The sequence below is a fragment of the Pseudovibrio sp. FO-BEG1 genome, from assembly GCF_000236645.1.
Lineage (GTDB): Bacteria > Pseudomonadota > Alphaproteobacteria > Rhizobiales > Stappiaceae > Pseudovibrio.
This window is the reverse complement of record NC_016642.1, coordinates 3,200,985-3,214,928: the sequence shown is the minus strand read 5'-3', so window position 1 is coordinate 3,214,928 and position 13,944 is coordinate 3,200,985. Positions and strand designations below refer to the sequence as shown.

14 protein-coding genes are annotated in these 13,944 nt (G+C 51.7%); 6 read left to right on the top strand and 8 right to left on the bottom strand.

The genetic code is table 11. The annotated features are described in order from the left end of the window. Positions 1-17: 17 nt before the first annotated feature. Positions 18-368, bottom strand: coding sequence for a helix-turn-helix domain-containing protein (locus PSE_RS14540; protein ID WP_008552743.1), 351 nt, complete (start codon positions 366-368; stop codon positions 18-20). Between the two features lie 258 nt (positions 369-626). Here PSE_RS14540 and PSE_RS14535 point away from each other — a divergent pair, with 258 nt between their 5' ends. Beyond that, on the top strand, positions 627-1,247 hold the full coding sequence (locus PSE_RS14535; protein ID WP_208608680.1) for a 2OG-Fe(II) oxygenase: 621 nt from the start codon (positions 627-629) through the stop codon (positions 1,245-1,247). A 161-nt stretch (positions 1,248-1,408) separates the two neighbouring features. Here PSE_RS14535 and PSE_RS14530 read toward each other — a convergent pair whose 3' ends face one another. Further along, positions 1,409-2,182, bottom strand: a complete 774-nt coding sequence (locus tag PSE_RS14530) for a DeoR/GlpR family DNA-binding transcription regulator (protein WP_014285554.1) — start codon at positions 2,180-2,182, stop codon at positions 1,409-1,411. 247 nt (positions 2,183-2,429) lie between these two features. Between PSE_RS14530 and PSE_RS14525 the strand changes: the two genes are divergently transcribed. From PSE_RS14525 to PSE_RS14505, 5 genes are all read left to right on the top strand, one after another. Beyond that, the gene (locus tag PSE_RS14525) at positions 2,430-3,371 is read left to right on the top strand and encodes an ABC transporter substrate-binding protein (RefSeq protein ID WP_041768529.1); all 942 of its coding nucleotides are present in this window, start codon (positions 2,430-2,432) and stop codon (positions 3,369-3,371) included. Between the two features lie 81 nt (positions 3,372-3,452). Then, positions 3,453-4,484 carry a glycine betaine/L-proline ABC transporter ATP-binding protein gene (locus PSE_RS14520; RefSeq protein WP_041768528.1) on the top strand — a complete coding sequence of 344 codons (1,032 nt, stop codon included), beginning with the start codon at positions 3,453-3,455 and terminating at the stop codon, positions 4,482-4,484. After that, positions 4,481-6,487: a proline/glycine betaine ABC transporter permease gene (locus tag PSE_RS14515; RefSeq protein ID WP_014285550.1), complete on the top strand. Its 2,007-nt coding sequence runs from the start codon at positions 4,481-4,483 to the stop codon at positions 6,485-6,487. Before PSE_RS14520 ends, PSE_RS14515 begins: the two co-directional genes overlap by 4 nt. Continuing rightward, positions 6,484-7,377, top strand: coding sequence for a choline/ethanolamine kinase family protein (locus tag PSE_RS14510; RefSeq protein WP_014285549.1), 894 nt, complete (start codon positions 6,484-6,486; stop codon positions 7,375-7,377). Before PSE_RS14515 ends, PSE_RS14510 begins: the two co-directional genes overlap by 4 nt. Positions 7,378-7,384: 7 nt before the next feature. Beyond that, positions 7,385-9,829 carry an FAD-dependent oxidoreductase gene (locus tag PSE_RS14505; protein WP_014285548.1) on the top strand — a complete coding sequence of 815 codons (2,445 nt, stop codon included), beginning with the start codon at positions 7,385-7,387 and terminating at the stop codon, positions 9,827-9,829. Position 9,830: 1 nt separating this feature from the next. Here the strand turns inward: PSE_RS14505 and ureG are convergent, their stop codons facing one another. The 6 genes from ureG to PSE_RS14475 are packed head-to-tail and all read right to left on the bottom strand — an operon-like array spanning position 9,831 to position 13,927. Beyond that, complete coding sequence (ureG, locus tag PSE_RS14500; RefSeq protein WP_014285547.1) at positions 9,831-10,460, bottom strand: urease accessory protein UreG; 630 nt, start codon at positions 10,458-10,460, stop codon at positions 9,831-9,833. After that, a complete protein-coding gene (locus PSE_RS14495) occupies positions 10,457-11,140 on the bottom strand; it encodes an urease accessory protein UreF (RefSeq protein WP_148266150.1) in 684 nt (227 codons plus the stop codon). The genes ureG and PSE_RS14495 overlap by 4 nt, the downstream gene beginning before the upstream one ends. Then, positions 11,133-11,597, bottom strand: a complete 465-nt coding sequence (locus tag PSE_RS14490) for an urease accessory protein UreE (RefSeq protein ID WP_014285545.1) — start codon at positions 11,595-11,597, stop codon at positions 11,133-11,135. The genes PSE_RS14495 and PSE_RS14490 overlap by 8 nt, the downstream gene beginning before the upstream one ends. Then, positions 11,597-13,309: an urease subunit alpha gene (ureC, locus tag PSE_RS14485; protein WP_014285544.1), complete on the bottom strand. Its 1,713-nt coding sequence runs from the start codon at positions 13,307-13,309 to the stop codon at positions 11,597-11,599. The genes PSE_RS14490 and ureC overlap by 1 nt, the downstream gene beginning before the upstream one ends. After that, the gene (locus PSE_RS14480) at positions 13,310-13,615 is read right to left on the bottom strand and encodes an urease subunit beta (RefSeq protein WP_041768525.1); all 306 of its coding nucleotides are present in this window, start codon (positions 13,613-13,615) and stop codon (positions 13,310-13,312) included. Between the two features lie 9 nt (positions 13,616-13,624). After that, positions 13,625-13,927 (bottom strand): urease subunit gamma, encoded by a 303-nt coding sequence (locus PSE_RS14475; RefSeq protein ID WP_008546448.1) that lies wholly within the window; start codon positions 13,925-13,927, stop codon positions 13,625-13,627. Between the last annotated feature and the right edge of the window lie 17 nt (positions 13,928-13,944).

The following is a 13,944-nucleotide window of genomic DNA, read 5'->3' as shown; positions in this document are numbered from 1 at the left end:
CTCTCCCATCTCACGTGTTACTGCGCCACAATCTCATTGAAGTGGGCTTCACACCACTGCTTGATTTGTTTGATGAGAGGCAACAGGTCTTTGCCTAAGGCGGTCAGCTCGTATTCCACCCGTAGCGGCATTTCATCATAGACCTTCCGCGTGAGAAGCTTGTCCTGCTCGAGGTTTCGAAGAGTTTGGGTCAACATTTTTTGCGAAACGCCTTCCACCTTCCGCTTCAAATCTCCAAACCGTAGTGGCCCACCCTCTAGGGCAACAATCGTAAGCATTGTCCATTTTTCAGCCAACCGCACCAGCACCTGCCTCGACGGGCAAATCGCCACAAACGCATCCGGCTCAACTTTCTCGGCACTGCTCATTTAGTCACCTTTGGGTACTGTCCTTTAGTTTAACTCCAAATTTAGTGCATAGGGATTCTGAGATTCAATAGCAACTTCCATCTATAGAAAAGCAAACAACTGTGACTCTAAACAGCAGCTGACTTCTTCTCATTTAAAATCCAAACGTGAATATTCTGCACTGAGAACTGACAATTTTGGAAGTTTTCGCAGCGTGTTACAGCTTGCATTCATATAAGTTTAACGACGCGGCAGCAGCGCTTTCAGGGAAGTCAGAAAATGATTAATTTCGATGCTCTCAGGGCCTCCAATACTCGCACAAGTCCTTTCCAATACATGGTTGGAGAGAATGTTCTTACCAAAGAACAAGCTGCTGACATTCGTCGTGATTATCCTGAGATCAAACAGACTGGCTACTTACCTCTGTCCAAGTTGGAATCTACTGGAGCCTTTCAGAGCTTGATTGAGGATTTACAGAAGCCTGAATTGGCGGAGATCCTTTCTGACAAACTTGATCTGGATCTCATAGACAAACCACGGATGATCACCGTGCGCCGCCTTTCCAAACATGGAGATGGCCGGATACATAACGATTCCAAGTCCAAGATCTGCACCATGCTGATCTACCTCAATGATGATTGGGACAACGCAGAAGGTGGGGCTATTCGCGCACTGAACGGTGACAAGGACATGGATGACTATGCCGAAGAGGTGTCTCCTCTTGCTGGCAATGTTTTCGCCTTCAAACGCTCAGAAACAAGCTGGCATGGACACCCGTCGTTCAAAGGTGAGCGCTACGTGGTGCAAACGACGTTCTTGATTTCAGAGGAAGAGTTGGCACGCAAGGAAAAGCGTGGTGGTTTTCAAACAAAGCTGAAGCGGCTGCTACGGATTAACTGATCCAGCTAATTCGTTGTGGCTGAGTGTGACGGTTGAGAGCTTCCTTAAATCTCATAGCTGTAAGTGACGTTGCTTGTCAGTTGAATAGCAAGCGATACTGATGGAATGAGCTGCATGGCATTCAGCCCTGCATTGATGGCGGTCTATGGCTCTAAATCGCACTAGTTGGCAACGACTATTTTGGCCTTCCAACATTCTGCTGACTGATAGAACGTGTCGGTCGGTTTCTGCTCTGTGACAAGCGCATCAATCAAAGTTGGATCGCAGACATTGATGGGGGCTGTTCGGGTGAATTTTCTGGAATCTGCAGCTACGATTTTGCAGCTGGCGTGTTGCATGACTGTTCTGGAGATTTGAGCTTCTTCAAGGTCAAACAGCATGATGCCTTTGCTTGGGCTTATGGCAGCAGCCGATAAGATTGCGTAGTCTGTCTGGAAGTTCTCGAAGAAGCTTGCTGCAGTGGCACCAAAAGCACCGCCATCATGGGCGCGCAGTTCTCCACCGGCCATAAAGACACGGTTGTCATTTCGTGTGGCGAGTTTGTAGGCAACGGCTACCGAGTTGGTGACGACCATCAGGCGCTTATGGTCTTTAAGCGCATCGGCGATAAAAGCGGTGGTGCTGCCCACATCCAAAAAGAGTGAGCTTTCGTCTTCGATCATGTTTGCGACTGCTGCTGCGATTTTTCTCTTTGCTGCCGGGCACTCAAGCATTCGTGCGTGGAAGTCGCTTTCCTCATTGTCTTCATGGAGCAGTCGCACGCCCCCATGGACTTTCTCAAGAAATCCTTCTTTCGCGAGCGATTTCACGTTGCGGCGGATGGTTTCTTCGGAGACTGCAAGGTGCCTGGCAAGGCTTACGATTCGGCTCGTTCCTCCTGCCTTTCTGACTGCTTCCAGGATTTCACTTTGGGTTTGATTATTGATGTTTTCCATGAAATCCGCTCCACAACAGCTTTGTATATGCCAGTGTTAAGTCCCGTTATTCAAAACACAAAATACCTCAAATAGCCACATTAACCCACACATAAGCACATTATTTGAGAATTATATCTGTGGGATTATGTTGATTTTCTCAAATACCTCACCGTAAGCTAAGTGCGCGCTGATGGAGTTGTTCGGGGGCTGGGTTTCAATTCTTGCAGCGTTGAGATGAGGAAAATCATCTGTAGGAGGGGACAGGATGAAATACTCTGAAATTCCATCAATTGCTTTGGTCATGGCTTTGAGCATCAGTGCAGCCAAAGCCGACGTTGAATCTCTCGATCCAATCAAAATCACCACGCATGACTGGTCTGGACAGATCATCACCACCACCATCATGGGGGAAGTTCTGAAACGGGCTGGCTATAACATCGAGTATGTACAAGCCGACTACATTGCCCAGTTTGCTGGCCTGAAGACCGGCGATCTGCACGTTGCCATGGAGATCTGGGAAACCACAGGTCGGGAAGCGATGGATGAAGCCATTGAAACCGGGAATGTAGTGAGCCTGGGTGAAAGCGGCATGATTGCCATCGAGGAATGGTGGTATCCATCCTATATGGAAGACGTTTGTCCCGGCTTACCAAACTGGGAAGCTCTTAAGGACTGCGCCGAGGCATTTTCAACCGCAGAGACTGCACCATTAGGGCGTTATCTGGGTGGCCCGGTCACCTGGGGCGGGTTTGACGAAGAGCGAGTTGAGGCTCTGGAACTAGATTTTGAAGTTGTCCATGCCGGTACCGATGCTGCGTTGTTTGCAGAGTTGGAGTCTGCCTATCAACGCAAGGCGCCCATCATTCTCTGGCTTTATGAGCCGCATTGGGCGCCTGCAAAGTATGACGGTAAGTTCATTGAGTTTCCGCCCTACTCTGCCGCCTGCTATCAGGATGCGACAACGGGAGTTAACCCCAGTGCAGCCTATGATTGTGGCAAACCCACTGGCCCCATCTGGAAGGTTGCCTGGGCGGGTCTAGGTCAAAAATGGCCAGGCGCTGCTCAGGCAATCTCCAACTTCCACGTCAGCAATGCTGAAATGAGCGCCATGATCTCCAAAGTGGATCTGGAGGGGCAAGCTGTGGATGTCGTTGTCGGTGAATGGCTCTCTGCAAATGAAGAAAGATGGCAGGGCTGGTTGAAGTAACTCTGCCCCGGATCTGGCCTTGATACGAGGCCAGATCTTCCTTTGCTTTCAGTTGACGATCAGCGCTTGTGGGGACGTTTCATGAACCAGTCTGTCCTTTTGGATTGCCAGGATCTTTGGAAGATCTATGGGACTAACGCAGAAACCTTTCTGCGTGACAGACCGTCCACACCAGACCTTGAGGCACTGGATACTGCTGGGCTGACAGGTGCTGTTCGCGCAGCCAATCTGCAGATTATGAAGGGCGAGATCTTCGTAATCATGGGTCTTTCCGGTTCTGGCAAATCAACTTTGGTGCGCTGCCTTTCCCGTTTGGTGGAACCCACCGCAGGTGCAATACGGTTTAAAGGGCAAGACCTGCTCAGTATGTCTGAGCGCGAGCTCATTGAAGTACGGCGCAAGAAGATGGGGATGGTGTTTCAGCAGTTTGCCCTGCTGCCGCATCTGACTGTCCTTCAAAACGTCGCCTTTCCATTGGATGTGCAGGGTGTGCGTCGCGCGGAACGCGAAGCGCGTGCACAGGAGATGATTGACACCGTTGGCCTGACCGGGCGTGAATCCGCCTATCCTAGGGAGCTTTCTGGTGGGCAGCAGCAGCGGGTTGGGATTGCGCGCTCGCTCGTTGGCGATCCTCATCTCTGGTTTCTGGATGAGCCCTTTTCTGCGCTGGATCCCTTAATCCGGCGTGAGATGCAGAATGAATTTTTGCGACTTCAAAGCAAGCTTCACAAGACGATTATCTTCATCACCCATGATTTTGAAGAAGCTATTCGGTTAGCGGACAGAATTGCTGTGATGAAGGATGGCGAGATCGTCCAGATTGCAACGCCGGAACAGCTGGTCACTCATCCGGCAACAGAGTACGTGGAAGAGTTCACGCAACATATTCCTAAGACCAAAGTCATTCAGCTTGCAACGATCATGGAGCAAGGATGCTCCGCAGGCTCGTATGCCGGAGATTTGAATGCGCACCAGAAGGTCGCGGATGTGGCGGTTCAAGTTGGAAAATCAAACCGTCCATTTCGTGTGATGAATGATGATGGTGAGCCGATTGGAACCATAGATCGCGATAAGATTGTGAGCCTGATGCTGGAACAGGAGTTGGTGGAATGATCAACCAACTCTCGGAACGCTTTCGCAGTCCTGCTCTGTTTTGGGGTGTGCTTTTTACCGCAACCTGGTTGCTCTCCAACTATTCCTTTCAGCTGTACAAAGCCTTTGGGGCGCGATGGATCATTAAATTTCCCAGCGCGTGGGAATGGCAATTGGACAACCGGATCAGCGGTTTCATGTCGTGGTTGGTTGAAGAGGCCAGTTTTGGGCTTTTCACATTTCGTGAGCTCACACGTTTCTTTTCTGCCTTGATTGAAGTTCCCTATGATGCTGTGAGGGCTTTGCTAGCGGACGGTTTTAACTCCGGTGTGGGTCAGCAGGCTGTTGAGGTTCTGCCGTCCTTAAGCTGGATTGCAGTTACGCTGCTGCTGACACTAGTGGCACTTCGTGTTGGTGGCAGGCGTTTGGCGCTGTTGGTCGCTGGCTGCTTCTTTTATCTCGCGATCTTCGGGCAATGGCAAAGCGCGATGGTCACGCTGGCTTCAATTGCTATTGCGGTGCCATTTGGTGTGATTGGCGGACTTGTGCTTGGCATTCTGGCTTACAAGTCTGCGAGTTTTGAACGACTTCTGCGTCCGGTTCTGGATCTTATGCAGACCGTTCCCATCTTCGCCTATCTGGTGCCCATCCTGTTCCTGTTTGGCTTTGGGCCGGTTTCCGCGCTGGTCGCAACCATCATCTATGCCATGCCACCCATGGTGCGCGTTGTGTTGGTTGCTCTTCAATCCGTGCCAACACAGCTGCATGAAGCTGGGCAGATGGCTGGGTGTACGTCTCGACAGATGATGTGGAAGGTTCTGCTGCCTTCTGCTCTGCCAACACTGATGGTTGGCGTCAATCAGGTCATCATGCTCTCCCTGAACATGGTCATCATTGCATCAATCATTGGCGCCGGCGGGTTGGGTTATGACGTGTTGGCAGCCCTGCGGCGATTGGATATTGGCGGAGGCATCGAAGCTGGATTGGCAATCGTAGTTATCGCAATTGCATTGGACCGGTTGAGCCAGGCGTTTTCTCAGCAAGACCACGGACAAAGTGACGGGCTCGGTATTGATCGTATCAAGCCGCTTCCTCTCGTTGGGATTGCCCTTCTCAGTATTGTTGGGCTGGCATTGCTGGGCAAGTTGTTTCCATTTCTGCAAAGCTATCCAGAAACATTAACAATCACGACCGGTTCCTTTTGGGATGAGGCTATCAAGTGGATCAACATCAACTTCTTTGAGGTGTTTGAAGCGTTCAAGACCGCACTGCTGACCTATCTTCTGTTACCGATAAAGCGCTTTTTTGTTGGCATTCCGTGGGCATGGGGCATTGTGGCACTGGGGCTTGTAGGGTGGCGTGTTGGTGGCCTCAAGCTTGGCTTACTCTGCATCTCTCTTGCTGGGTTCATCGCGGTAAACGGTCTCTGGCGAGATGCGATGATCACCGTTTATCTTTGCGGGGTATCCGTCTTATTGGCCGCTGCCATCGGCATGCCACTTGGGGTTTGGGCGGGGCGGTCTGAACGGGTGAACCGTGTTCTTGGCACACTGGTTGATACGCTGCAGACGCTTCCGAGCTTCGTTTATCTCATTCCGGTTGTCATGCTGTTCAGGGTTGGCGAATTTTCCGCCATGGTGGCGATTGTGCTTTACGCTATGGCGCCCGCTTTACGGTATGCCGCTCACGGCATACGCGAGATCAATCCGCAGGTTATCGAGGCTGGCAAGGTTTCAGGATGCACGCGCTGGCAGTTGCTCTGGCATATCAAACTGCCATTGGCGGTCCCTTCCCTTCTTCTGGGATTGAACCAGACCATTATGCTGGCCCTTTCTATGCTTGTGATCACCGCATTGGTTGGAACACGCGACCTGGGCCAGGAAGTTTACATTGCTCTTACCAAAGCAAACACCGGGCAAGGCATCGTGGCGGGTCTTGCTGTTGCTTTCATTGCCATCATTGCGGACCGTATTTTATCCGCGCTCGCTAAATCCTCTCAAGCAAGATTGGGGCTGGTGACATGACTGAGACGTTGACGAAGGAATTAGCCGTAACCAAAGCACTTGAACTGCCGTTCTGGAAAGCGCCCAGCAATGCTGAGATACTTGGCGGTGGCATTACGAACTTCAACGTGAAGATCACCGATGAAGGCCGCACATATGTTGTTCGGCTGGGGGAAGACATCGTCGAACATGGGGTGATGCGATTTAACGAGCTTTCGGCCTGCCGGGCCGCTCATGCAGCTGGTGTTGCCCCTGCGGTTCGATACTTTCAAAAAGGCGCGCTTGTTCAGGATTACATTCCAGCTGATCCACTAGTTGAGGAAGAAATACAACAGCTAAAGATGCTTGAGTTGATCGCTGCTCTGCTCGGAAAAGTTCATAGAGACGCAACTCAGCTGATCCGGGGGCCTGTTTTGGCTTTCTGGGTATTTCATATTCTGCGGGACTACACAGAAACCCTGCGCTTACTCGATTCTGATCACATATCCAAGCTGGATGACCTGATGCAAAAAGCGCAAAAGCTTGAGGCTGCTGTTGGCAACGTACATCTGGTGCTGTGCCATAACGATTTGCTGCCCGCCAACATTTTGAATGAGAACGGTCGGCTTTGGCTGGTGGATTGGGAGTATGCCGGCATGAACTCTCCCTTGTTTGATCTTGGAGGTTTAGCCACCAACGCCGGCCTTTCAGAAGGCCTGCAGAAATTGCTTCTGGAAACGTATTTTGACACGCCCGTCTCAGATGAGTTGTGGGAGAGATACAACGCGATGAAATGTGCGTCTTTGCTGCGCGAAAGCATGTGGAGCATGGTTTCCGAGCAGACATCCAAGATCCAGTTTGATTACGCCGATTACACCAGAGAAAACCTGCTCCGGTTTGAACGTGCTTTTGCTGAGCTCCAGTTAAAATGAGGTTGCAATGAAGGAATTACCGAAAACGGCCAAAGCTGTGATCGTTGGTGGCGGCATTGTTGGATGCTCAACAGCGTATCACCTTGCCAAACTGGGCTGGGACGTCGTGTTGCTGGAGCGGAAGAAGCTGACCTCCGGTACGACCTTTCATGCTGCCGGCTTGGTGGGGCAGTTGCGGTCAAATGCCAACATCACGCAGCTGCTTGGCTACTCCGTAGATCTTTATAAGCGCTTAGAAGAGGAAACCGGGCAAGCGACGGGCTGGAAGATGAATGGCGGGCTTCGGCTTGCCTGCAATCATGAACGCTGGACAGAGGTTCAACGACAAGCAACGACTGCCCACTCTTTCGGGCTTGATATGCAATTGCTGACACCTAAGGAGGCACAGGAGTTGTGGCCGCTGATGCAGGTGGACGATGTGGTGGGGGCCGCCTTTTTGCCCAGTGATGGTCAGGCAAACCCATCGGACATTACTTTATCGCTTGCCAAAGGTGCACGGATGGCTGGTGCGCAGATCTTTGAAGATACCAAGGTGCTGAGCGTTGACGTTGAAAAGGGTGTGATCAAAGGAGTTGAGACTTCCCGTGGTCGGATCGGCTGTTCTGTTGTGGTGGCGTGCTGCGGACAATGGACACGAGACTTTGCTAAAAGCGTTGGTGTGAATGTGCCGTTGGTTCCGATGCAGCATCAGTATCTCGTGACTGAACCCATTCCTGGTGTTCCCAGAGATCTGCCGACATTGCGGGATCCAGACAGACTGACCTACTACAAAGAAGAGGTCGGCGGCCTTGTGATGGGTGGATATGAAGCCAATCCGCTGAGCTGGGCAGAGGACGGTATTCCAAAAGGCTTCCACTACACCTTGCTCGACAGCGACTTTGGCCACTTTGAGCCTTTAATGGAACTTTCCCTTGGCCGAGTACCAGCACTGGAGACTGCCGGGATCAAGGAGCTGATCAATGGACCGGAAAGTTTCACCCCCGACGGCAACTTCATCATGGGGGAAGCCCCGGAGCTGAAGAACTTTTATGTCAATGCGGGCTTTAACGCCTTTGGTATCGCTGCTGGTGGCGGGGCTGGCATGGCCCTGGCTGAATGGATCGCCAAAGGTGAGCCGCCGTTTGATTTATGGCCCGTTGATATTCGCCGCTTTGGTCGCCCGCATTTTGACAGTGACTGGATCAGAACGCGTACCAAAGAAGCCTACGCCAAACACTACACAATGGCGTGGCCCAATGAAGAGCATGAAAGTGGTCGCCCCTGCCGCAAATCACCACTTTACGAGTACCTGAAAGCAGACGGTGCTGTGTTTGGTGAAAAACTGGGCTGGGAGCGGCCCAACTGGTATGCAGATATCAAGAACGGTGAGCAGCAGAAAGACATCTACACGTTCTCACGGCCAAACTGGCACGAACCTGTGGGCCGGGAACACGAGGCAGCGCGGTCTGCTGCCGTTCTTTTTGACCAGACGTCCTTTGCCAAGTTTACTCTGAAAGGCCCTGATGCGGTTGATGCGCTCAGCTGGATCGCTGCCAACGATGTCGACAAGCCAATTGGCACATTGATCTATACCCAAATGCTGAATGATCACGGCGGTATCGAGTGCGATCTGACCTGTGTTCGCGTTGCGGAGGACGAGTACTACATCGTCACTGGAACTGGGTTTGCGACCCATGACTTTGACTGGATCTCGCGCAATATTCCCGTGGGGATGAATGTTCAGCTGATCGATGTCACCTCTGCTTATTCGGTGCTCTCCCTCATGGGGCCAAAATCACGCGACATCCTGGAGCGCGTGACGCGAGACGATGTGAGCAATGAGAATTTTCGTTTCGGTCAAGCGCGCAAGATCGGCATTGCAGGTTGCCCGGTCCACGCACTGAGAGTGACCTATGTGGGGGAACTCGGCTGGGAGCTTCACTTGCCAGTGGAGTATGCCACCAGTGTTTATGCGGCTCTGCATGAGGCTGGTAAAGAGTTTGGCCTCCGAAATGCGGGGTACCGCGCCATTGAAACATTGCGTCTGGAAAAAGGGTATCGTGCATGGGGCAGCGATATCGGGCCCGACCATACGCCGGAAGAAGCGGGCCTTGGATGGGCTGTGAAGCTGAAAAAGAACATTGCCTTTAAAGGGCGCGACGCGATCGAACAGCAAAGGACCCACGGCGTTAAGAAGATGCTCGCAACCTTTGTAACAGGTGGCGACATCATCCTCTCAGGCCGCGAGACGATCTATCGCGATGGGGTTCGTGTCGGCTGGCTATCCTCAGGCGGCTTCGGACATACCCTGCAAAAATCCATTGGCCTTGGATATGTCCGAAACAGCGATGGTGTCGATTCAGATTTCGTTTTGGATGGCCACTACGAACTTGAAGTCGCCACAGAACGTGTCCCCTGCGAGGTACACCTTGCACCGCTATATGATCCAAAGATGTTACGTGTGAAAGCATAATCTACGAAGCCTGCTTCACCTCAAAACCACCCTGCTCTTCGAGAAACGCAAGAACCTCGGAGAGCCCTTTTCTGCTTTTCAGGTCGGTAAACTGAAACGGTTTACCCGAGCGCATTTGAGTGGTGTCGACCTTCATCACGTCAAGATCAGCATCTACAAAAGGCGCGAGGTCTGATTTATTGATCACCAGCAAGTCAGATCGCGTTATGCCGGGACCGCCTTTACGAGGGATCTCCTCGCCCTGGCATACTGATATGACGTAGATCGTCAGGTCGGCTAAATCTGGTGAGAATGTCGCTGCAAGATTGTCTCCGCCAGACTCAATGAAGACGATATCCAGATCCGGATGACGCCTGTTTAACTGATCAATAGCCTGCAAGTTGATGGTGGCATCTTCGCGAATGGCAGTATGCGGGCAACCGCCAGTTTCAACACCGATGATCCGATCTTCCGAAAGGGCCTGCATTTTCACGAGCGCGAGAGCATCTTCCTTTGTGTAAATGTCATTGGTGACTACTCCGACTGAGAGTTTGTGGCGCAGTGCTGAGCAAAGAGCTGCGGTCAGACTGGTTTTACCGGAACCAACCGGTCCACCGATACCAACACGCAACGGTCCGTTTGAAGAGGTCATGATCTAAAAATCCTTGTGTGCTGGTGTTCGTGTGCAATGGCAAGAAAATCGCCATGGAGTGTTGCGCTGCCAAGATCGTCTAGGCTTGCAGTAGCTGCCCTCTTGGAGAGTTCAGTCAGATGAGGTTCCAGATCTGCGAGAATTTGCATGCCATCAGTCTGTCCAAGTGGAACCAGACGCATCATGACGCTGACCAGATTTGCACAGAAGCTGTGTTGATATGCGGCTAGAGTTACTATCAGGGGAACGCGGTTAGTTGCTGCGATTGCGGCAACGGCAATGGGATAAGCAAGATCAGCACTATCGAACTGAAGAGAAAATTTCTTAGAGCCCCATGGTTTTGCTGCTTTTAAAAACGCATCCCCTTGCAAGGACGTTTCCAGAAATCGCTCTTCTCCTGGACAAAGAGCAAGTGCAAGCTCATTCAGTTGGCCAAGAAATAGATTATCTTCTTGTGTGACCGCTTTCCAAGATAGTGATGCGAGGACCAAATCATTCCATAGGCTACCGGTGTGAACTAGATCATGTAGGTACTCCTCTGCATCGCTCCTACAAGTGATCAACTCTCGCTGGATCGCGCTTTCAAGCCCATGACTATAAGCGAATGCTCCAGTCGGAAAACTGGGTGAAAGCCAAGTCATGAGTTTTAGAAGAGCCGTAGTTGGAGCGACTTCATTCATGACTATGCTCATGGGCGTGACCACCATGTTTATGATAGGCACCACGCACCGGCGAGAACGGCAGTTCTACTTCCTCTATCCTTGCTCCAAGTCCTTCCAACATATGATAGATGACATGGTCTCGACCAATGAAGATGGCAGGAGGCGTGATTTGTGCCGGTAAATGCCTGTTGCCCAAATGCCAGCAAAGCTCAGCATAATGCAGCGGATCACGCGCTGTAACTTTGTAGAGTGGTTCAATCGTTGCAGCGACCACTGCAAGCTGGCCATCGGCTAACACAAGGACGTCCCCCTCACCCAGAACAACTGGTTCCGGCAAATCCACAATAATGCCTGTTCCACACGTCGATGTGAGGCGTTTGCGCCGTAAATGGCGTTCATCATGAGCGAGTGTGATGGTGAATGCGGGGGTGCCAGCGTAATCGCCAGCTCTTTTCAAAGAAGTTGCTTTGATCATCAGAACAGAAAATACCTTTGTGCCATTGGAACGATTTCAGCAGGTTCACAGGTCAGCAACTCACCGTTTGCACGCACTTCGTAGGTCTCGGGATCAACTTCCATGTGCGGCATCAAACTGTTGTGCACCATGGACGTTTTAGAGAGGCCGGAACGGGTGTTTTCTACTGCTATCATCTGCTTTGCAGTGCCGAGTTTTTCTCGCAGACCAGCCGCTTGAGCGGCCTTTGAAACCAACACGACCGAGGAGTTTGCCAGGCTCTTGCCAAATGAGCCGAACATTGGTCGATAGTGGACAGGCTGAGGGGTTGGAATGGAAGCGTTTGGATCGCCCATCACAGCATTTGCAATGGTGCCACCCACAAGTACCATGTCCGGTTTGACACCAAAGAAAGCTGGAGACCACAGCACCAAGTCCGCACGTTTGCCAACCTCAATGGAGCCTATATGTCTGGAAAGACCATGAGCTATGGCAGGGTTTATCGTGTACTTGGCGATGTAACGTTTGACGCGGAAGTTATCGTTTTCTCCGGTTTCTTCAGGTAGCGGTCCGCGTTGACGCTTCATCTTATCCGCAGTTTGCCAGGTGCGTATGAGCACTTCGCCTACACGGCCCATAGCCTGACTATCAGAGGCGATGATCGAAAAAGCACCCATGTCGTGGAGGATGTCTTCCGCTGCGATGGTTTCCTTGCGAATACGGCTTTCCGCAAAGGCAACATCCTCTGGAATGTTGGTGTCCAGATGGTGACAGACCATCAACATATCCAAATGTTCCGCCACTGTGTTTTCAGTGTAAGGGCGCGTCGGGTTGGTGGATGACGGGATCACATTAGGCAGACCGCAGACCTTGATGATATCCGGCGCATGCCCGCCTCCTGCTCCTTCAGTGTGGAACGCATGGATCGTGCGGCCTTTGAGGGCTGCAACTGTATTTTCAACAAACCCGCTTTCATTCAGCGTATCTGTATGGATCATCACCTGCACATCGTGTTCATCCGCCACGCTCAAGCAGGTATCGATTGCTGCAGGAGTTGTGCCCCAATCCTCATGCAGTTTCATGGCGCAAGCACCAGCGAGTACCATCTCTTCCAGTGCCTTGGGGTGTGAAGCATTGCCTTTACCGGCGAAAGCAAGGTTCATTGGAAATGCATCTGCCGCTTCAATCATGCGTGCAATATGCCACGGGCCTGGGGTGCACGTGGTTGCGAGGGTGCCGTGGGCTGGTCCCGTTCCTCCACCGAGCATTGTCGTGACGCCAGAGGTCAGCGCTTCCTCGATCTGCTGCGGGCATATGTAGTGGATGTGTGCATCCATTCCACCAGCCGTCAAGATTTTGCCTTCGCCTGCGATGGCCTCAGTTCCGGGACCAATAATGATGGTTACACCATCTTGCGTATCCGGGTTACCCGCCTTTCCGATAGCGTGAATTGAACCGTCTTTCAGACCGACATCCGCTTTGTAGATACCGGTGTGATCGACAATAAGTGCGTTTGTGATGACCGTATCTACGGCGCCGTCGGCTCGCGATAACTGACTTTGCCCCATGCCATCACGGATGACTTTGCCTCCACCGAATTTCACTTCTTCGCCGTATGTGGTCAGATCGGCTTCAACTTCGATGAAGAGCTCCGTGTCCGCAAGACGAACTCTGTCTCCAACAGTTGGCCCAAACATATCGGCATAGGCTGCTCTGGAAATTGTGGCTGCCATTTAAGCGGTCTCCACTTCTTTAATCTGAAATCCGGTGAGAGTTTGACTACCTCCAAAGGAGATCAAAGAGACTTCTCTGGTTTGCCCCGGTTCAAAGCGCACGGCAGTTCCTGGCGCGATATTCAGGCGCATGCATTGAGCTGCTGCACGATCGAAGCTGAGCGCACCATTGACCTCAGCAAAGTGGTAGTGACTACCCACTTGCACCGGTCGATCTCCAGTGTTGGAGACTTTAATCGTTACACTCGCACGACCTTCATTTAGGGTCAGCTCACCTGAGGATGTTATGAATTCTCCAGGGATCATGAACGCCTCCTACCGGATCGGATTGTGGACGGTGACGAGCTTGACTCCGTCCGGAAATGTGGCTTCCACCTGAATGTCATGGATCATCTCAGGGATACCTTCCATCACCTGCTCTCGGTTCAACACGTCAGCTCCGTTTGACATCAACTCGGCAACGGTTCGACCGTCCCTTGCACCTTCAACAACGAAGTCGGTGATGAGGGCAATACTTTCAGGATGGTTGAGTTTGACACCTCGCTGAAGTCGATTACGTGCGACTTGTGCGGCCATGGCGACCAGCAGCTTGTCTTTCTCTCTTGGTGTAAGGTTCATGATTTCTCCCGATATTT

What these genes read in the sequence shown, in the direction of transcription:
- PSE_RS14540 (WP_008552743.1), bottom strand. Translation starts at nt 368, where the DNA reads ATGAGCAGTGCCGAGAAAGTTGAGCCGGATGCGTTTGTGGCGATTTGC.
- PSE_RS14535 (WP_208608680.1), top strand. Translation starts at nt 627, where the DNA reads ATGATTAATTTCGATGCTCTCAGGGCCTCCAATACTCGCACAAGTCCT.
- PSE_RS14530 (WP_014285554.1), bottom strand. Translation starts at nt 2,182, where the DNA reads ATGGAAAACATCAATAATCAAACCCAAAGTGAAATCCTGGAAGCAGTC.
- PSE_RS14525 (WP_041768529.1), top strand. Translation starts at nt 2,430, where the DNA reads ATGAAATACTCTGAAATTCCATCAATTGCTTTGGTCATGGCTTTGAGC.
- PSE_RS14520 (WP_041768528.1), top strand. Translation starts at nt 3,453, where the DNA reads ATGAACCAGTCTGTCCTTTTGGATTGCCAGGATCTTTGGAAGATCTAT.
- PSE_RS14515 (WP_014285550.1), top strand. Translation starts at nt 4,481, where the DNA reads ATGATCAACCAACTCTCGGAACGCTTTCGCAGTCCTGCTCTGTTTTGG.
- PSE_RS14510 (WP_014285549.1), top strand. Translation starts at nt 6,484, where the DNA reads ATGACTGAGACGTTGACGAAGGAATTAGCCGTAACCAAAGCACTTGAA.
- PSE_RS14505 (WP_014285548.1), top strand. Translation starts at nt 7,385, where the DNA reads ATGAAGGAATTACCGAAAACGGCCAAAGCTGTGATCGTTGGTGGCGGC.
- ureG (WP_014285547.1), bottom strand. Translation starts at nt 10,460, where the DNA reads ATGACCTCTTCAAACGGACCGTTGCGTGTTGGTATCGGTGGACCGGTT.
- PSE_RS14495 (WP_148266150.1), bottom strand. Translation starts at nt 11,140, where the DNA reads ATGAATGAAGTCGCTCCAACTACGGCTCTTCTAAAACTCATGACTTGG.
- PSE_RS14490 (WP_014285545.1), bottom strand. Translation starts at nt 11,597, where the DNA reads ATGATCAAAGCAACTTCTTTGAAAAGAGCTGGCGATTACGCTGGCACC.
- ureC (WP_014285544.1), bottom strand. Translation starts at nt 13,309, where the DNA reads ATGGCAGCCACAATTTCCAGAGCAGCCTATGCCGATATGTTTGGGCCA.
- PSE_RS14480 (WP_041768525.1), bottom strand. Translation starts at nt 13,615, where the DNA reads ATGATCCCTGGAGAATTCATAACATCCTCAGGTGAGCTGACCCTAAAT.
- PSE_RS14475 (WP_008546448.1), bottom strand. Translation starts at nt 13,927, where the DNA reads ATGAACCTTACACCAAGAGAGAAAGACAAGCTGCTGGTCGCCATGGCC.